At 72.6% G+C, this 16,425-nt stretch carries 17 protein-coding genes; 8 read left to right on the forward strand and 9 right to left on the reverse strand.

Going from position 1 to position 16,425, the window contains the following annotated elements; all coding sequences use genetic code 11:
- The first annotated feature begins 7 nt into the window (after nucleotides 1-7).
- Entirely contained in the window at nucleotides 8-532 is a 525-nt protein-coding gene (locus ACZ51I_RS27590; RefSeq protein WP_468880952.1) for a YbaK/EbsC family protein, read from the forward strand.
- Nucleotides 533-542: 10 nt separating this feature from the next.
- Here the strand turns inward: ACZ51I_RS27590 and ACZ51I_RS27595 are convergent, their stop codons facing one another.
- Both ACZ51I_RS27595 and ACZ51I_RS27600 read right to left on the reverse strand, forming a co-directional pair.
- On the reverse strand, nucleotides 543-1,160 hold the full coding sequence (locus tag ACZ51I_RS27595) for a LysE family translocator (protein ID WP_468880954.1): 618 nt from the start codon (nucleotides 1,158-1,160) through the stop codon (nucleotides 543-545).
- 74 nt (nucleotides 1,161-1,234) lie between these two features.
- Nucleotides 1,235-2,002 (reverse strand): 2OG-Fe dioxygenase family protein, encoded by a 768-nt coding sequence (locus tag ACZ51I_RS27600; protein ID WP_468880956.1) that lies wholly within the window; start codon nucleotides 2,000-2,002, stop codon nucleotides 1,235-1,237.
- 184 nt (nucleotides 2,003-2,186) lie between these two features.
- Here ACZ51I_RS27600 and ACZ51I_RS27605 point away from each other — a divergent pair, with 184 nt between their 5' ends.
- The gene (locus ACZ51I_RS27605; RefSeq protein ID WP_468880958.1) at nucleotides 2,187-3,005 is read left to right on the forward strand and encodes an SDR family NAD(P)-dependent oxidoreductase; all 819 of its coding nucleotides are present in this window, start codon (nucleotides 2,187-2,189) and stop codon (nucleotides 3,003-3,005) included.
- Between the two features lie 107 nt (nucleotides 3,006-3,112).
- Here the strand turns inward: ACZ51I_RS27605 and ACZ51I_RS27610 are convergent, their stop codons facing one another.
- The 6 genes from ACZ51I_RS27610 to ACZ51I_RS27635 all read right to left on the reverse strand — a co-directional run bounded on the left by ACZ51I_RS27610 (nucleotide 3,113) and on the right by ACZ51I_RS27635 (nucleotide 9,766).
- The gene (locus ACZ51I_RS27610; RefSeq protein WP_468880961.1) at nucleotides 3,113-3,964 is read right to left on the reverse strand and encodes an EamA family transporter; all 852 of its coding nucleotides are present in this window, start codon (nucleotides 3,962-3,964) and stop codon (nucleotides 3,113-3,115) included.
- Nucleotides 3,961-4,458, reverse strand: coding sequence for a YbaK/EbsC family protein (locus ACZ51I_RS27615; RefSeq protein ID WP_468880964.1), 498 nt, complete (start codon nucleotides 4,456-4,458; stop codon nucleotides 3,961-3,963). The genes ACZ51I_RS27610 and ACZ51I_RS27615 overlap by 4 nt, the downstream gene beginning before the upstream one ends.
- Nucleotides 4,459-4,513: 55 nt before the next feature.
- Entirely contained in the window at nucleotides 4,514-6,151 is a 1,638-nt protein-coding gene (locus ACZ51I_RS27620) for a penicillin-binding transpeptidase domain-containing protein (RefSeq protein ID WP_468880967.1), read from the reverse strand.
- Nucleotides 6,152-6,232: 81 nt separating this feature from the next.
- The gene (locus ACZ51I_RS27625; RefSeq protein WP_468880969.1) at nucleotides 6,233-6,805 is read right to left on the reverse strand and encodes a hypothetical protein; all 573 of its coding nucleotides are present in this window, start codon (nucleotides 6,803-6,805) and stop codon (nucleotides 6,233-6,235) included.
- A gap of 100 nt (nucleotides 6,806-6,905) precedes the next feature.
- Complete coding sequence (locus tag ACZ51I_RS27630) at nucleotides 6,906-7,829, reverse strand: serine hydrolase (RefSeq protein WP_468880971.1); 924 nt, start codon at nucleotides 7,827-7,829, stop codon at nucleotides 6,906-6,908.
- A 182-nt stretch (nucleotides 7,830-8,011) separates the two neighbouring features.
- Nucleotides 8,012-9,766 carry a dolichyl-phosphate-mannose--protein mannosyltransferase gene (locus tag ACZ51I_RS27635; RefSeq protein WP_468880974.1) on the reverse strand — a complete coding sequence of 585 codons (1,755 nt, stop codon included), beginning with the start codon at nucleotides 9,764-9,766 and terminating at the stop codon, nucleotides 8,012-8,014.
- Between the two features lie 52 nt (nucleotides 9,767-9,818).
- On the opposite strand from ACZ51I_RS27635, the gene rsmI reads away from it, so the two are divergent.
- From rsmI to ACZ51I_RS27665, 6 genes are all read left to right on the forward strand, one after another.
- A complete protein-coding gene (gene rsmI, locus ACZ51I_RS27640) occupies nucleotides 9,819-10,706 on the forward strand; it encodes a 16S rRNA (cytidine(1402)-2'-O)-methyltransferase (RefSeq protein WP_468880976.1) in 888 nt (295 codons plus the stop codon).
- Between the two features lie 138 nt (nucleotides 10,707-10,844).
- Complete coding sequence (locus ACZ51I_RS27645; RefSeq protein ID WP_468880979.1) at nucleotides 10,845-11,264, forward strand: hypothetical protein; 420 nt, start codon at nucleotides 10,845-10,847, stop codon at nucleotides 11,262-11,264.
- Between the two features lie 57 nt (nucleotides 11,265-11,321).
- The gene (locus tag ACZ51I_RS27650) at nucleotides 11,322-12,191 is read left to right on the forward strand and encodes a TatD family hydrolase (protein WP_468880980.1); all 870 of its coding nucleotides are present in this window, start codon (nucleotides 11,322-11,324) and stop codon (nucleotides 12,189-12,191) included.
- A 72-nt stretch (nucleotides 12,192-12,263) separates the two neighbouring features.
- Entirely contained in the window at nucleotides 12,264-13,577 is a 1,314-nt protein-coding gene (locus ACZ51I_RS27655; protein WP_468880982.1) for a ubiquitin-like domain-containing protein, read from the forward strand.
- Nucleotides 13,578-13,642: 65 nt separating this feature from the next.
- Nucleotides 13,643-14,518 (forward strand): 16S rRNA (adenine(1518)-N(6)/adenine(1519)-N(6))-dimethyltransferase RsmA, encoded by an 876-nt coding sequence (gene rsmA, locus ACZ51I_RS27660; RefSeq protein ID WP_468880985.1) that lies wholly within the window; start codon nucleotides 13,643-13,645, stop codon nucleotides 14,516-14,518.
- Nucleotides 14,515-15,411 carry a 4-(cytidine 5'-diphospho)-2-C-methyl-D-erythritol kinase gene (locus ACZ51I_RS27665; protein ID WP_468880987.1) on the forward strand — a complete coding sequence of 299 codons (897 nt, stop codon included), beginning with the start codon at nucleotides 14,515-14,517 and terminating at the stop codon, nucleotides 15,409-15,411. Before rsmA ends, ACZ51I_RS27665 begins: the two co-directional genes overlap by 4 nt.
- On the opposite strand, the gene ACZ51I_RS27670 is transcribed toward ACZ51I_RS27665, so the two are convergent.
- Nucleotides 15,408-16,379, reverse strand: coding sequence for a hypothetical protein (locus ACZ51I_RS27670; RefSeq protein WP_468880990.1), 972 nt, complete (start codon nucleotides 16,377-16,379; stop codon nucleotides 15,408-15,410). The two genes, ACZ51I_RS27665 and ACZ51I_RS27670, sit on opposite strands and share 4 nt — an antisense overlap.
- Between the last annotated feature and the right edge of the window lie 46 nt (nucleotides 16,380-16,425).

Raw genomic sequence — 16,425 nt, forward strand, 5'->3', positions numbered from 1 at the left:
GAACCGAATGACCACGGACGGCACGGGCGTTGTGAACGGCACCGACGAGACGCACGAGACGTACGAGAAGCTGCTCGCCCTGCTCGACGAGCGCGGCGCGGCCTACCGGGTGATCGAGCACGCCCCCGAGGGCGCCACCGAGGCGGTCAGCGCGCTGCGGGGCCACACGCTCGACCGGGCGGCCAAGTGCATCATCGCCATGGTGAAGATCGGCAAGAAGGAGAAGCGCTTCGCACTCGTCGTCGTGCCGGGCGACCGGCGCATCGACCTGAACGCCGTGAAGGCGCTGTACGGCGGCACGTACGTCTCCTTCGCCTCCCCGGACATCGCCGAGGAGCTCGCGGGCTCGCCGAGCGGCACGATCCTCCCGTTCGCCTTCGACGAGCGCCTCGAACTGATCGTGGACCCGGACCTGCTGGTCCACCCGGAGTTCTTCTTCAACGCGGCCCGGCTCGACCGCTCGCTCGCCCTGTCCACCGAGGACTACCGGACGATCGCGGAGCCGCGCGTGGAGACGGTCTCGACGGTCTGAGGGCCTGGCGTCAGGCGACCGACGGCGTCAGGGCCAGCACCATCCCGAGCCCGACGAGCACGGACCCGATGACCTTGTTGAGCACCCTCTGCCGCTGCAACAGCCGGGTCCGCAGGCTCTGGTTGGAGAAGAGCACGGCCGCCAGCGCGAACCACACCAGGTGCGCGAGCGACATGAACAGGCCGTAGCCGACCTGCTGGAAGACCGGGGTGTCGGCGCTGACGACCTGGGTGTAGGTGCTCAGCACGAAGAGCATGGTCTTCGGGTTGAGCGCGTTCGTGAGGAATCCGGTGCGCAGCGCCCCGGCCTTCGAGAGGCCGGCGTCGTTCGACAGGTCGATGTCGACCTGGGCCTTGGCGACGAAGGTCTTGTACCCGATGTACACCAGGTAGGCGGCGCCGACCAGTTTCATCGCGGTGAAAAGCATCGGGGTCCGGGACACCAGAAGGCCCACGCCCAGCATGGTGTAGGTGACGTGGACGAGAACACCCAGGGAAATGCCGACGGCAGCGAGAACGCCGGCGGTCCGCCCGTACAGATAGCTGTTCCGGACGGTCATCGCGAAGTCCGCGCCGGGACTGATGACTGCCAGAATGGTGATGACCGCTACGGCGATTAGCTGACCCATTTTCCCGTCTTCTCACTCAGGTGGTAAGCGGGTGCGGGGGCCGCCGTGGTGGCGGCCCCCGCACCGGACAACCGTCAGGGCTTGTGACGGTAGGTGATCACCAGCACGTCGCGCGAGGCCGGGGCGGCGGGGTCCACCTGCTCGATGGGCGTGACGCCGTGGTAGACCCGCTCGTCGTTGACGAGAGCCACGTCGAGGGGGTCGGTGAGGGAGAACTTCTCCACCGGCTGCTTGTCCAGGTTGAAGACGGTGCTCTCGCCGCCGATGGCGTTGGAGCGGCCGATCATCGCCATCAGGACGAAGGTGACGCCGTCGCGGTGGACGCCCTCGGGGGTCGGCAGGCCGACCTCCTCGCCGTTCACCTCGATGCGGAACTGGTGGGCCTCGATGTGCCAGCCCGAGTACGGGGCGAGGCGGCCGAAGATGTCGCAGCCCAGCGTGAGCAGGCTGTCCATCGTGCGGCCGCGCAGCATCTCGTCCTCGAACGGCTCGTAGTGCCGGGCCACGCCGCCGTTGAGGTTGTTGTAGTCGAGGCCCTGGTAGTGCGGCTGGTGGGGCTCGACGCGGTAGTCGGCGCTCGCCCGGGGCGCGCTGAGCGTCGCGTGCCGGCGACGGCGGTAGCGCCCGCCGTCCGCCATGTACCCGTCGAGCGGCATGCGGGACCAGCTCTCGCGGAAGGGCTCCAGGTCGTCGAGCGCGGTCGCGGAGCGCCGCAGGAGGAGCGACTTCACCTTGTCGCCGGAGATCAGGTCGAAGCTCCGGGAGGAAAGGGATTCGCAGATCTCCTCGACACCGGACTCGTACGTCTCGCGCGAATCGTCCACATGCTGCTGCGAAGTCATTTGTTTCCCCCTGGGTCCGGAAAGCGGTCGTCGGCGGGGTAGATCGTGGTATTCGAACAGGACGGGTGTCAAAGGCTTTCGGCCCTGGCCGAATGGTCGCGAGTCAGCGTTCTCTGGCCATTCGTCCGTGAATTCGATGAACGCGATGTTGCGAGAATGTTTCACGGGATGCTGGGATCGGACCATGGATCTCACGAAACGCCTCGAGGGGTACGCGGTACTGGTCACGGGCGCGGCGCGCGGCATCGGCGCGGCCACCGCCCGGCGGCTCGCGGCGGAGGGCGCGCGGGTCCTGGTCACGGACATCGACGAGGAGGCGGCCCGGAGGACGGCGGATCGGCTGCCGGGGGCGGTGGCGTCGCGCTGCGACGTCGGCGACCAGGCGTCGGTCGACGCGGCCGTCGCGTACGCGGTGAAGACCTTCGGCGGCCTCGACGTCCTCGTCAGCAACGCCCTCGCTCCCGTCGCGCCCGACCGCGAGCGCTTCGAGGACGAGCCGGACGAGGGCTGGAGCGGCCAGCTGGACGTGACGCTGATGGGCGCCGTCCGCTGCGCCCGTGCGGCCCTCCCGCACCTCGCGGCGGCCGGCGGGCGCGGGGCGATCGTCACGATCGGCTCGGTCAACGCGGAGACGGACTTCGGCGGCCACGCGTACAGCGCGGCCAAGGCGGGCCTCGCGTCCCTCACCCGCACCCTGGCGGGCGACGCGGCGCCGCGCGGGGTCCGGGTCAACCAGATCAACCCGGGCACGATCGCGACCACGGCCTGGGCGGGCCGGGAAGCCGACCTCACCGCACTGGCCACCCGGGTCTACCCGCTGGGCCGCGTCGGCACCCCGGAGGACGTGGCGGCGGCGGTGGCCTTCCTGGCCTCCACGGACGCCTCCTGGATCACGGGCACGACCCTCCGCGTGGACGGCGGCCTGCTGGCGGTGAACACCCACTTCGCGGAGGTACTGGGCGAGGACACCCCCACAGGGCCAGGGCGCGCCGGTCCCGGGTGATCTCCTCGCGGACGCCGTCCAGCCGCGTCGGCACGTGACCCGGGTCCTGGGCGCCGGCGTCCGACGGCGAGGACCCGCCGTGCCCCCGCCGGGGGAGGCGCGGCGGCTCACCCCGCGTGCAGCATCAACCCGATTCCCAGCACCATCAGCCCCGCCGCCGCGACCCTCGGGGCGCCGAAGCGTTCCTTGAAGAAGACGGCGCCGATGGCCGCGCCCACGATGATCGAGGACTCGCGGAGGGCGGCGATCGGGGCCAGGGGAGCCTTCGTCTGGGCCCAGAGGACGAGGGCGTACGCCGTGACCGAGAGGGCCGCGCCGAGGAGGCCCCGGGGCGCGTACGGGCGGAGTTGGGGGAGGAGGGCCGCGCGGCGGGTCCACAGGGCGTACGCCGGGATCGCCAGGCCCTCCAGGATCATCAGCCACGCGATGTAGCCCAGCGGGGTGCCGGAGGCGCGGACGCCGACGCCGTCGACGACCGTGTACAGGGCGATCGCCAGGCCCGTCGCGCCCGCCGCCAGGAGCGCCGGCCAGTGCGGGCGGGTGTCCTTGCCCCGGATGCCCCACAGGGCCAGGCCCGTCAGGCCCGCGCTGGCCACCGCCACCCCGAGCAACTGCCAGCCCCCCGGCACCTCGTGCACGAAGACCGCCGCGAGGACGGTGACGACGAGCGGAGCCGTACCGCGTGCGATCGGGTACATCTGGCCGAAGTCCCCGAGCGAGAACGACCGCATCAGCAGGGCGTAGTAGCCGATGTGGAGGAGCGCGGAGGCGATCAGGTACGGCCACGCCCCCGCCGCCGGCAGCGGTGCGAAACAGGCGACGGCCATGCCGATCAGCGCCCCGCCGCCGGAGATCAGCGTGAACGAGAGCAACTGGTCCTTGATGCCGTGCGCGATCGCGTTCCACCCGGCGTGCGTGACGGCCGCGATGAGGACCGCGAGCGTGACGAGAGGCGTCACGCGGAGGTCTCGCGGACGTCCACGAGGGTGCCGCCGGCGTGCGTCACCAGCGTCTTCGGGTCCATCGCGAAGACCGTGTACGGGGTGCCGGCCGCCGCCCACACCACGGCGTGGTCGAGGATGCCCCGGTCGGCGAGGACCCGCGTCCGGGTGCGGTGCCCGAACGGCGGCACGCCCCCGATCGCGTACCCCGTCGTCTCGCGGACCACCTTCGCGTCCACCCGGGTCACCTTCTCCGCGCCGAGCTCCCGCCGTACCCGCTCGACGTCCACCCGTGACGCGCCGTCCATCAGGACGAGCACCGGCACCCCGTCGGCCGCGAAGACCAGCGACTTCACGATCTCGGCCACCTCGCAGCCGATGGCCTCGGCGGCCTGCTGGGCGGTGCGGGTCTCGTCCGGGAAACGGCGGATCTCGACGTCGAGCCCCAACTCCCGGAGGGCGGCGGCGAACCGGGGGTGGGCGGCGGAAGCGGTGTCCTCGTCAGTCGTCATGGCCCGCACGCTAGCGGTCGGTGTACGGGGCACGCGACCGGGTTCCGGAGAGCGGTCAGCCCGCCTTGAGCACCCGCGCGACCACCGGGCCCGCCGCGTCGCCGCCGTGGCCGCCCGCCTGGACGACGGCCGCCGCCGCGAGGTCGCCCGAGTAGCCGGTGAACCAGCTGTTCGACGTGGACTGGCCGTCGACCTCGGCGGAGCCGGTCTTGGCGCCCTTGGGGGACGGGACCCCGGCCATCGCGTCCGTCGCGGTGCCGAGCCGGGTCGTGGCCGCCGCCTCCATCATCAGGCGCAATCCCCTGGCGACCTCGTCGGGGAGCGGCTCCGCGTGGGCGAACTCGCGGTCGTCGAGCTCCTTCGACACCAGGTACGGCTGGAGGAATCGGCCGTTCTTCGCCGTCGCGGAGAGCGAGGCGACGTTCAGGGCGCTCATCGTGATCTTGCCCTGGCCGATGTACGAGGCGGGCGTCTCGCTCCCGGCCGACTCGGGCACGGAGCCGTCCCAGGCCCCGACCCCGATGTTCCATTCCTGGCCGATGCCGAACCAGCGCCGGGCGGTCGTGCCGAGGGCGGTGTCCGCGACGTTCTTGTCGCTGAGGGGGCGTATCGCCTTGATGAAGGCGGTGTTGCAGGAGCGACGGAACGCGTCGGTGAGGGTGGCGTCGGTGATGCTGAAGTCCTTGAGGTTGTGGAAGGTCCTGCCCCTCGACATCACGTCGGGGGGACACTCGACCTTGTCACCCGGCCCGGCCACACCGTGCTCCATCATCATCGCCGCCGTGACGATCTTCATCGTGGAGCCGGGGGCCTGCTGGCCCTGAAGGGCGGTGTTGAACTCGGTGACCGGATTGTTGGCGACCGCCCGTATCGCCCCCGTGGACGGCTCGATCGCGGCCACCGAGGCCGAGCCGAACCCCTTGACCGCCTTCTCCGCCGCCCCCTGCACCCCCGCGTCGATCGTCGTCCTCAGTCTGCCCGGCCTCCCCTTCGACAGGACGAGGAGCGTGGTGTCGGCGACGGCCTCGCCGTCCGCGTCGATGTACGTCTCGACGCCGGCCGTACCGCCCGCCCTCGCCCCGTACCGCTTGCGCAGTTCGGCCAGGACCGGCCCGAGCGAGGGGTACTTCTCCGGCGTCAGCTCCAGGCCGTCGCGGTCGACGGCCTTCACCTCGGCGGTCTTCGCGACGCCGGTCCGCAGGGTGCCGGCGGAGGTCAGCTTCGGGTGGAGGATGCTCGGCTGCCACTTCACGAGCGGGCGTCCGGTGGTCTGGCCGCGCACGACGGTCAGTTCGGAGGCGTACGACCAGTCCTTGGACACGTCCTCGTACGTGAGGGTCACCTTCACGGTGAACGGCACCCTCGCCCCGACGGGCGTCCCGGGCGTGATCGTCGCCTTCGAGACCTTCGCCTCCTCGCGGTACGCGGCGACCGCCGGTCCCGCCGTGACCGGGTCGTTCGTCAGCTGGGCCGCCCGTTCGGGCTCCCCGGCGGCCCAGGCGGCCAGGAAGTCCTTCGCGGTGGCCGTGACCTCGTCGGGGGTGACCGGCCCCGTCTTCGGCGCGGCCTCGGAACGGGTCCCGGCCTCGCCGCCGGTGACGCCGTTCCAGAGGTTGTAGCCCCCGTACCCGACGCCGCCCGCCACGACGGCGAACACGCCCCCGACGACCGCGACCTTGACCCCACCGCGCATGACTGCGCCTCCCCTCCCCAGGTGGACCGACGAGTCAAGCAGTCGGGACGTTCGGGTGTCGAGCAACATCCGTCACATCCGTCAAACCGCCTCCGCCGGCCCCGTCGCGCGCCGGCGGCGGTGGTAGGCGACCGCGAGGGCGATGACGGCGGGCCCCCACACGGCGGTCGGGGAGACGCACACCGTCGCGAGCGCCTGCCAGGCGTCGCTCGTGTAGTCGACGGTGTCGATGACGCCGAACGCCGTGAGCCTGCGGCCGTCGCCGACCGGGACGTCGGTGAACAGCACGGTCAGGACCAGTCCGCCGAGGACGGCGGGGACGGTGGCGGCGAGGGGCCGGACGCGCCGCCCGCCGATGACCGGGATCCAGGCCGGAGCCACCTCGCCCCAGCCCCGTACGAGTCCGAGGGCCAGGATCGCGGTCGCCTCCGTGAGCACGCTGAGCGTGAGGACGTAGGGGATGGTCACCCAGTGGGTCGGCATGGCGACCTCCTGGATCTGCCCCATCTCGAAGTGCAGCGCGAAGGGCAGCCGCCACAGACACGACGGCAGCAGGAGCAGCGGAAGGGCGTGGGCCAGGCTCGTCGCCCAGCGGGGAACGGGCCGTTCGGTGTCGCCGACGGCCGGGGGCCGGTGAAGGAGTCTCGGTGCCATGGCTCCACCCTCGTGGAGCGTGCCCGGCGGCGGATCGCCCGTACGGTCCGGCCGTCTCCCCCGCGCGGGGGAGACGGCCGCACCACACCCGCCCAGGGCGTCAGCCCCGGGGCACCGCGACGTACGCCTCCCTGGGCGTGGCGGTCGGCGTGTAGCGGGACGCGGCGGTCGCGGTCGGGATCAGGTCCCGGTGGATCACCTTGGCCACGGCCTGGATCGTGTTCACCCCGTAGTTCATCGTGCTGTTGCCGTCCGTGAGGACGGAGACGGTGTAGTCGTGGCCGCCGCCCTTGAACGTGCCGACGCTGTGCACGCGCCAGCCGCGCGTGGCGCGCTGCAGCCAGCCGTTCTTGACGTGCACGGCCACGGAGGAGGGCGCGCCGGCCGGGGTCCCCCACCGCTGCGAGGCGATGACGTTCCCCATGAGCTTGAGGATGTAGGCGCGGGAGTTGTCGGTGAGGACCGAGTTCCCGGCGGTGATCAGCGAGAGCAGCCGCTGCTCGTCGGTGACGTTGATCCGGGTGAGCCCCCAGTAGCCGCCGGATCCCGGCACGGTCCGGGTCATGCCGGCAGCCGCCAGGAAGCCCTTCACCTTGGCGACACCGAGCTGGTTCCACAGGGAGGTGGTGGCCGCGTTGTCGGACTTGGTGATCATGGCGGTGGCGAGCTCGGACTCGCGTGAGGTCAGATACCGGTTGTGCTTCTTGGCGTCCCAGAGGAGCGTGGCGAGGACGGTCACCTTCACGACGCTGGCCGAGTCGTACGAGACCGTGGCGCGCAGGGTGCAGGTGGTGTTCGTGGTGCGGTCGCGCAGGCCGACGGCGACGGTACCGGTGCGCGTGGCGAGGGCGGCGGTGATGTCCCTCTGCAGCTTGGCGGCGAGCCCGGCCTTGCCCGAGGTGCAGCTGACCTGCGGCGCGGTGGCGGCGGAAGCGGGAGCCGCGCCCGCGACGACGGGCACGAGCAGCCCGGCGGCGGCCACGGCCGGAAGCACGCGGGCTCGCAGGGATATGCGGTGAGTCATGTGGATTCCCCCTGGAAACGAAGCGAACACGCCTACGGCGCACTCGCTCTACATGACTCTTGAGCGTGCGGATGGTTGTACGAATCCGGCGCAACCGGGGGATCGGGCGTCGGCCACCGGCGTCAGGGCCACAAGCGGGAGGGCGCGACCACCCGTCGCGCCCTCCCGCCGTGATTCCCCCGCTACACCCAGGTGTCCAGCCACATCCGGCTTCTCCACTGGTCCAGGGGAATGGGAGTGCCGGTGTAGATGGGCCAGAAGTAGATGAAATTCCAGACGATGAGCAGCACGAGACATCCCGCCGCCACCGCGCCGAATGTGCGGCGTCTTTCCGAGGAGCCGCGGGGGCCGATGAGCGCGCCCAGCATCATGGCCACCGCCAGGCACAGGAAAGGCACGAAGACGACCGCGTAGAAAAGGAAGATGGTGCGTTCCTGGTAAAGGAACCAGGGGACCCAGCCGGCCGCGATGCCGCAGGCGATCGCGCCCGCGCGCCAGTCGCGGCGGAAGGCCCAGCGCCACAGGACGTACAGGATCGCGAAGCACGCCGCCCACCACAGCAGCGGGGTGCCGAGGGCCAGCACCTCCTGGGCGCACTTCTCCTTCGCGGTCGCCGGGCAGCCCGCCGTGCCGGGCGCCGGGGACTCGTAGAAGTACGAGACGGGGCGGCCGACGACGATCCAGGACCAGGGGTTCGACTGGTAGGTGTGCGGCGAGGTCAGGCCGACGTGGAACGTGTACACCTCGGACTCGTAGTGCCAGAGGCTGCGCAGCCAGTCCGGGAGCCAGCCCCAGAGGCCGCCGCCGACCGCCTTGTCGTGGTCCTCGGCCCAGTGGCGGAAGTAGCCCTTGTCGCTGACCAGCCAGCCGGTCCACGTCGCCAGGTACGTGGCCAGGGCCACCGGCACCACCGACACGAACGCCGGGACCAGGTCCTTCTTGATCACCGCGACGTACGGGCGGACCGCGCCGGCCGTGCGGCGGCCGCCCACGTCCCACAGGACGGTGAGCAGGCCGAAGGCGACCATCACGTACAGGCCGTTCCACTTGGTCGCCGCCGCGAGGCCCAGGGACACTCCGGCCGCCAGCCGCCACGGCCGCCACCCCAGGCGCAGGGTCTCCGCGATCTCCGCGTCGGGCCGCAGGACGCCCTCCTCGTCCTCGGGGAGGGCGGCGGCGAGCCGCTTCCTCGTCCGGTCCCGGTCGAGGACGAGGCAGCCGAAGGCGGCCAGCACGAAGAACATCAGCACCTGGTCGAGCAGCGCGGTGCGGCTCATCACGAAGTGCAGCCCGTCGACGGCGAGCAGCAGGCCCGCCAGGCAGCCGAGGAACGTCGAGCGGAAGAGACGGCGGCCGATCCGGCACAGCATCAGCACGGAGAGCGTGCCGAGCAGCGCCACCATGAAGCGCCAGCCGAACGGCTCGAAACCGAACAGCTTCTCGCCGACGCCGATCACCCATTTGCCCATCGGCGGGTGGACGACGTACCCAGGGTCGGTCGGGATCAGGACCGACCCCGGGTCCTTCAGGATCGTCTTGTCGATGTCCTTCGGCCACGCCCCCTCGTACCCCTGGTTGATCAGGGCCCAGGAGTCCTTGGCGTAGTACGTCTCGTCGAATATCACCGCGCGCGGCTTGCCCAGGTTCCAGAACCGCAGCAGCCCCGCGACCGCCGTGACCAGGAGCGGGCCGCCCCAGGCGAGGAGCCGCCACAGCCGCTCGGCGCGGCCGGGGCCGATGCCGAGGAGCGACCACGTCCGCTCGGAGGGGCGGGTGTACGAGGGGACGAGCCGCTCGCACAGCCCGATGGGCGCGGTGTCCGGGGCCGGCGGCGTGTAGCCGAAGCGCCGCAGCCTCCGCTGCCACGAAGAGGGCTCTGCCACGGGCGCCGCCACGGGGTGCTGGCCCTCCAGGGCCTCGGGTGCGGTACTGGTCACCGCGCCATCGTAGGGAACGCTCCTGTGCGCGTCGCCTGTCCGGGCTGGGAGGATGTCCCGTGTGACAGGAACGCTGGTACTCGCAGGGACCCCCATCGGTGACATCGCGGACGCCCCGCCGCGGCTCGCCACCGAACTGCAGAGCGCGGACATCGTGGCCGCCGAGGACACCCGGAGGCTGCGCGGTCTCACCCGGGCGCTCGGCATCCACACCACGGGCCGGGTCGTCTCGTACTTCGAGGGCAACGAGTCCGCCCGTACGCCGGAACTGGTCGAGGCGCTGGTCGGCGGGGCGCGAGTGCTGCTCGTGACCGACGCGGGCATGCCGTCCGTCTCGGACCCCGGCTACCGGCTCGTCGCCGCCGCCGTCGAGCAGGACATCAAGGTGACGGCCGTCCCCGGCCCGTCCGCCGTGCTCACCGCCCTCGCCCTCTCCGGTCTGCCCGTGGACCGCTTCTGCTTCGAGGGCTTCCTGCCGAGGAAGGCGGGCGAGCGCCTGGGACGGCTGCGCGAGGTCGCCGGGGAGAAGAGGACCCTCGTCTACTTCGAGGCCCCGCACCGGCTCGACGACACGCTCGCCGCGATGGCCGAGGTGTTCGGCGCCGAGCGCCGGGCCGCCGTCTGCCGCGAGCTGACCAAGACGTACGAGGAGGTCAAGCGCGGCCCTCTCGGCGAGCTCGCGGAATGGGCGAAGGACGGCGTACGGGGCGAGATCACCGTCGTCGTCGAGGGCGCCCCCGAGACCGGCCCCGCCGAACTCGACGCGGAGGAGCTGGTGCGCAGGGTGCGGGTGCGCGAGGAGGCGGGGGAGCGCCGCAAGGAGGCGATCGCCGCGGTCGCGGCCGAGGCGGGACTTCCCAAGCGGGAGGTGTTCGATGCCGTGGTGGCGGCAAAGAACGCGGACGCGTCAGGCCCTGGAAAGGGTAAAGAGCTAACCTGAAAGGCAAAGCCGAAACCGGCGCCGGGACTCTTCCTTGGGCGCTTGGCAAGGGAAGGGCCAAAAGCCTTCCATGGTTCGTCCCGCGCTGATGCGCTCCGGCCCGAAAAGGCGTCCACTGATCAGTGGAGAGGAGCTGGCATGAGCGAGATCACCGGCACCGGCATATCCGTCGCCCATGAGGCGTACGCCTTCGCCTGCATGCGCTGTGGATACGGCTGGGAGCAGGCGTACGACATCGAGCACCACGTCGACGCCGCCGGCCAGGAATTCGTCGTCTACAAGGCCGACGGAGAGCGGGTTCCGTCCCCGCTGTCCAGCCCCACCTGCATGAACTGCGGCGGCCACGTCGTCCGCATCATGCGCGCGGGGCAGGTGTCGTCGGTGCTCGACCTGATCGCCGCGACCGAGAAGCACCAACACGGGGCGCGGGCGACGAAGCCCGTCTCGCCGGCCGGGCCCATCGGCCAGGAGCTGACCGAGGAGACCCTGGGGAACCCGCCGGTGCCGCACAACTGGCACCTGTCGGACCTCTTCCACCCCTTCCGCCGTCGCCAGTAGGGGCCGGCACCGGTAACCCCGAGCGGTGGCGCTCATGGCCCTCGTACGATCGGGGCCATGAGTGCCAAGGACGCCCCGCCGCCGCTGCCCGAACCCCTCCTCGTGGAGGTCGCGGACTCGCACACCCACATGGACCTGCAGTCCGGGACCGTCGAGGAGGCCCTGGTCAAGGCCGCCGCCGTCGGCGTGACCACGGTCGTCCAGGTCGGTTGCGACGTGAAGGGCTCGCAGTGGGCCGCCGAGACGGCCGCCGCCCACGAGAACGTGCACGCGGCCGTCGCGCTGCACCCCAACGAGGCCCCCAGGATCGTTCTCGGGGACCCCGACGGCCGGTCCCGCCAGGGCGCCCGTGAGGGCGGCGGCGACGCGGCCCTCGACGACGCCCTCACCGAGATCGACCGGCTCGCCGCCCTGCCGTACGTCCGCGGGGTCGGCGAGACCGGCCTCGACTTCTTCCGCACCGGGCCGGAGGGCATCGCCGCGCAGGAGCGTTCCTTCCGCGCCCACATCGAGATCGCCAAGCGCCACGGCAAGGCCCTCGTCATCCACGACCGGGAGGCCCACGCAGACGTGCTGCGCGTCCTGGACGAGGAGGGCGCCCCCGAGCGGACCGTCTTCCACTGCTACTCCGGCGACGCCGCCATGGCCGAGATCTGCGCGGCCAAGGGCTACTACATGTCCTTCGCCGGCAACGTCACCTTCAAGAACGCCCAGCCGCTGCGGGACGCCCTGGCGACCGCCCCGCTGGAACTGGTCCTCGTCGAGACCGACGCGCCCTTCCTCACCCCGGCGCCCTTCCGGGGCCGCCCGAACGCCCCCTACCTGATCCCGGTCACCGTCCGGGCCATGGCGGAGGTGCGGGGGATCGGGGAGAACGAGCTGGCCGAGGCCATCGCCGTGAACACGGCCCGTGCCTTCGATTACTGATGCATAACGGTTACGTGTCGTAGTCGGGTCGACGCGTGGAGTGACACCGGGGCGGGCTAGGGTCCCGGCCTCGTGAGCACTTCCCAGGGCAGTCACCGCGCCGGACGGCGGGCCGCGACCCTGTCCGTCCACGAGCAGCCGACCCAGGCGGCGCCGCTCGTCGTCCCCGGACCGGGCCCCGCGAACCGCCCGGGACCCGCCCCGGGGATCGCCCCCGAGACCGCCTCCGGGACCGTCCCGGGGCAGGGCTCGCGAACCGGGACCCGCCGCGCGGCCCGCCGTCGCAAGACCTCGGGCGAGGGCTTGCGGAAGCTCGTCCCGCAAGCCCTCGTCGTCGCCTTCCTCGCCGGCGGCACCAGCGCCTTCGTCGCCGACGACAAGGCCGTCGAGCTCTCCGTCGACGGCCGCCCCCGCACCCTCCACACCTTCGCCGACGACGTCGCGGAACTCCTCGCCGACGAGGGCGTCGCCGTCGGCGCCCACGACATCGTCGCCCCCGGCCCCGCCGAGGCCCTCGCCAGCGGCGACGAGATCGTCGTCCGGTACGGCAGGCCGGTCGCCCTCACCCTCGACGGGCGGCGCCGCCAGGTCTGGACGACCGCCGCGACCGTCGAGGGGGCGCTGCGCCAGCTCGGCGTCCGCGCGGAGGGCGCCTACCTCTCGGTCTCCCGCGGCGCCGCGATCTCCCGCCAGGGCCTCGCCCTCGACGTCCGCACCGAGCGTGCCGTCACCTTCCTCGCCGACGGGCGCGAGCGGACCGTCCGTACCAACGCCGCCACCGTCCGGGAAGCCCTCGCCGAGGCCGGGATCACGCTCTCCGGGCAGGACACCACCTCCGTACCGGCCGACTCCTTCCCCCGCGACGGTCAGACGGTGAACGTCATGCGGATCACCGCCTCCCGGCAGGTGCGGGAGGAGCCCGTCCCGTACGCCGTCGAGCGGGTCCGCGACCCCGCGCTCTTCGCCGGGACCGAGGTCGTCGAACGGCAGGGCGTCCCGGGCGTCCGCCGCGTCACGTACAGCCTGCGCACGGTCAACGGCGTGGGACAGCGGCCCCGCAGGACCGGGGAGGAGATCGTCCGCGAGCCCGTCAGCCGCAAGGTCCGGGTCGGCACCCGGCCGCTGCCCGCCTCCGTCGCCGGCGCCGACGGCCTCGACTGGGGCGCGCTCGCCGCCTGCGAGTCCGGCGGCCGGCCGAACGCGGTCGACCCCTCGGGGACGTACGGCGGGCTCTACCAGTTCGACCCCGGCACCTGGCACTCCCTCGGCGGCAGCGGCACCGCCCAGAACGCGCCCGCCGCCGAGCAGACGTTCCGCGCGAAGAAGCTGTACGTGCAGCGGGGGGCGAGCCCGTGGCCCCACTGCGGCCGCCGGCTGTACCGGTGAGCACGCCCGGGGCGGGGCCGGGCCGTCCCGGTGAGCGCGCGCCGGACAGGGCCTAGGCTGTACCGGTGAGCACCACCACCGGCCCCGAAAGCCCCGACGCCCTCCTCGGCCCCGCCGACATCCGTGAGCTGGCCGCCGCCCTCGGCGTGCGCCCCACGAAGCAGAAGGGCCAGAACTTCGTCATCGACGCCAACACCGTCCGGCGGATCGTCCGCACGGCCGGGGTACGGCCCGAGGACGTGGTCGTGGAGGTGGGCCCCGGACTCGGCTCCCTCACCCTGGCGCTCCTGGAGGCCGCCGACCGCGTGACGGCCGTCGAGATCGACGACGTGCTCGCCGCCGCGCTGCCCGCCACGATCGCCGCCCGCATGCCCGCCCGCGCCGACCGCTTCGCGCTCGTCCACTCCGACGCGATGCACGTCGAGGAGCTCCCGGGCCCGCCGCCGACCGCGCTCGTCGCGAACCTGCCGTACAACGTGGCCGTGCCCGTCCTGCTCCACATGCTGGAGAGGTTCCCGAGCATCGAGCGGACCCTCGTCATGGTCCAGGCCGAGGTCGCCGACCGGCTCGCGGCCAAGCCGGGGAACAAGGTGTACGGGGTCCCCTCCGTCAAGGCCAACTGGTACGCGGAGGTCAAGCGCGCCGGCGCCATCGGCCGCAACGTGTTCTGGCCCGCGCCGAACGTCGACTCCGGGCTCGTCTCCCTCGTCCGCCGCACCGAACCCCTCGCGACCACCGCCACCCGGCAGGAGGTCTTCGCGGTCGTCGACGCCGCCTTCGCGCAGCGCCGCAAGACCCTGCGCGCGGCCCTCGCGGGCTGGGCGGGCTCGCCGGCGGCGGCGGAGGAGGCCCTCGTGAAGGCCGGGATCTCGCCGCAGGAGCGCGGCGAGGCGCTGACGGTGGAGGAGTTCGCGCGGATCGCGGAGGCGAAGCAGCGGTGAGCGTGACCGTACGGGTGCCCGCCAAGGTCAACGTGCAGCTCGCGGTCGGCGCGGCCCGCCCCGACGGCTTCCACGACCTGGCGAACGTCTTCCTCGCCGTCTCCCTGTACGACGAGGTGACGGCGACCCCCGCCGACGAGCTGACGATCACCTGCGAGGGCCCGGACGCCGACAAGGTGCCGCTGGACCGCACCAACCTCGCCGCGCGCGCCGCCGAGCTGCTCGCCGCCCGGCACGGCATCTCCCCCGACGTGCACCTGCACATCAAGAAGGACATCCCGGTCGCCGGCGGCATGGCGGGCGGCAGCGCGGACGGCGCGGGCGCGCTGCTCGCCTGCGACGCGCTCTGGGGCCTGAGCACGCCCCGTGACGTGCTCCTGGAGATCTGCGCGGAGCTCGGCTCCGACGTGCCCTTCAGCCTCGTCGGCGGGGCGGCGCTCGGCACCGGGCGCGGCGAGCGGCTGACGGAGCTGCCGGTCGGCGGCGCCTTCCACTGGGTGTTCGCCGTCGCCGACGGCGGGCTGTCGACCCCGGTGGTGTTCGGCGAGTTCGACCGCCTCGCCGAGGGCACCGACGTCCCCGAGCCGGCCGCGTCCCCCGTCCTCCTGGAGGCCCTGCGGACCGGCGACACCGCCGCCCTGGCGGGCGCCCTCGCCAACGACCTCCAGGCCCCGGCGCTGTCCCTGCGCCCCTCGCTCGCCGCGACCCTGACGGCCGGCACGGACGCGGGCGCCCTCGCGGCCCTGGTCTCCGGCTCGGGCCCGACGACGGCGTTCCTGGTGAAGGACGCGGAAACGGCGGCCACGGTAGCCACCGCCCTCACCGCCTCCGGCACCTGCCGCACGGCCCGGGTGGCGACCTCACCGGCGCCCGGCGCGGTCGTTCTCGGCTAGAGCTTGTTCCTGCTGATGCGCGCCAGCAGCAGGTTCGGGTCCGGGTTCGGGGTGGTGAAGTAGGCCGCGCTGGGGACGTAGACGGTCTTGGCGCGGACCGCCACCGAGGTGGGGTTGTCGAGGCCGTCCGCCGCGGTGAGGACCGTCTTGTGCGTGCCGTCGGGGCGGACCAGTTCCAGCTTGTTCTCCATGATCAGCGCGGCCAGGGCCGTGTCGCCGTGCCCGGTGAACGTGAAGTCGTCGATGCCGGTGAGCCCGGTCGCCCTGGTCTCGATCGGGCCGGCGGTCCCGTCCTCCTGGAACGGGATGCGCAGCAGGGTCGAGCGCGCGGAGTTCGACACCCAGACGGCGCCGTCGTGGAGCTTGAGGCCGTTGGCGCCGAAGGGCAGCTCGGCGGTCGGCTGGAGCGCCGCTCCGGAGGCCCAGACCGTCGGCTCCCCGCCGTCCAGGGGTACGCGCCAGACCACCCCGCGCGCCGAGTCCGCGGCGTACAGGCTGTCGCACTTCTCGTCGAGGGCGAGGCCGTTGGGGAACCCGTCGGCCGGGAGCTGCGCGATCTGCTCGGGCGCGCCGCCGTCGGGGCGGATCCGCCAGACGCCGGTCTCGGCGGTGCCGGTCGCGTAGTTGACGTACAGGGTGCCGTCGTGGGCGCGGGCGATGCCCGTGACGATCGCCGCGCCGAGGCCCGGGGTCTGCGGGTTCGCGACCGCGGGCAGGGTGGCGAGGATCGTCGTCTCGCCGGCCTTGGTGACCCGGGCGACCTGCCGGGCGAAGGCGAACGTCAGGTCCGCCGAGCCGTCGGGTTCGAGGGCGATGTTCTCCGGGGTCTGTCCGGCGGCGAAGTCGAAGTGGGCGACGACCCGGGGGTCGGTCACGGTCGGGTCGCCGGCCGACGCGGGTCCTGCGGCGAGCACGGTGAGGGCGGCCGTGGCCACGGCGACGGCGGTCAGGCGTGGGTGTCTCGACATGGGCTTCTCCTCGGGTGGGGGGTGACCTGAGGAGAGGCTGGCGTCT

It is taken from the genome of Streptomyces sp. NPDC034084 (assembly GCF_055575535.1).

Excerpts from the sequence above, each read along its gene's own strand:
- ACZ51I_RS27605 (WP_468880958.1), top strand. The coding sequence starts at position 2,187 with ATGGATCTCACGAAACGCCTCGAGGGGTACGCGGTACTGGTCACGGGC.
- ACZ51I_RS27590 (WP_468880952.1), top strand. The coding sequence starts at position 8 with ATGACCACGGACGGCACGGGCGTTGTGAACGGCACCGACGAGACGCAC.
- ACZ51I_RS27650 (WP_468880980.1), top strand. The coding sequence starts at position 11,322 with ATGAGTGCCAAGGACGCCCCGCCGCCGCTGCCCGAACCCCTCCTCGTG.
- ACZ51I_RS27600 (WP_468880956.1), bottom strand. The coding sequence starts at position 2,002 with ATGACTTCGCAGCAGCATGTGGACGATTCGCGCGAGACGTACGAGTCC.
- ACZ51I_RS27620 (WP_468880967.1), bottom strand. The coding sequence starts at position 6,151 with ATGCGCGGTGGGGTCAAGGTCGCGGTCGTCGGGGGCGTGTTCGCCGTC.
- ACZ51I_RS27670 (WP_468880990.1), bottom strand. The coding sequence starts at position 16,379 with ATGTCGAGACACCCACGCCTGACCGCCGTCGCCGTGGCCACGGCCGCC.
- ACZ51I_RS27645 (WP_468880979.1), top strand. The coding sequence starts at position 10,845 with ATGAGCGAGATCACCGGCACCGGCATATCCGTCGCCCATGAGGCGTAC.
- ACZ51I_RS27630 (WP_468880971.1), bottom strand. The coding sequence starts at position 7,829 with ATGACTCACCGCATATCCCTGCGAGCCCGCGTGCTTCCGGCCGTGGCC.
- ACZ51I_RS27615 (WP_468880964.1), bottom strand. The coding sequence starts at position 4,458 with ATGACGACTGACGAGGACACCGCTTCCGCCGCCCACCCCCGGTTCGCC.
- ACZ51I_RS27625 (WP_468880969.1), bottom strand. The coding sequence starts at position 6,805 with ATGGCACCGAGACTCCTTCACCGGCCCCCGGCCGTCGGCGACACCGAA.
- rsmI (WP_468880976.1), top strand. The coding sequence starts at position 9,819 with ATGTCCCGTGTGACAGGAACGCTGGTACTCGCAGGGACCCCCATCGGT.
- ACZ51I_RS27595 (WP_468880954.1), bottom strand. The coding sequence starts at position 1,160 with ATGGGTCAGCTAATCGCCGTAGCGGTCATCACCATTCTGGCAGTCATC.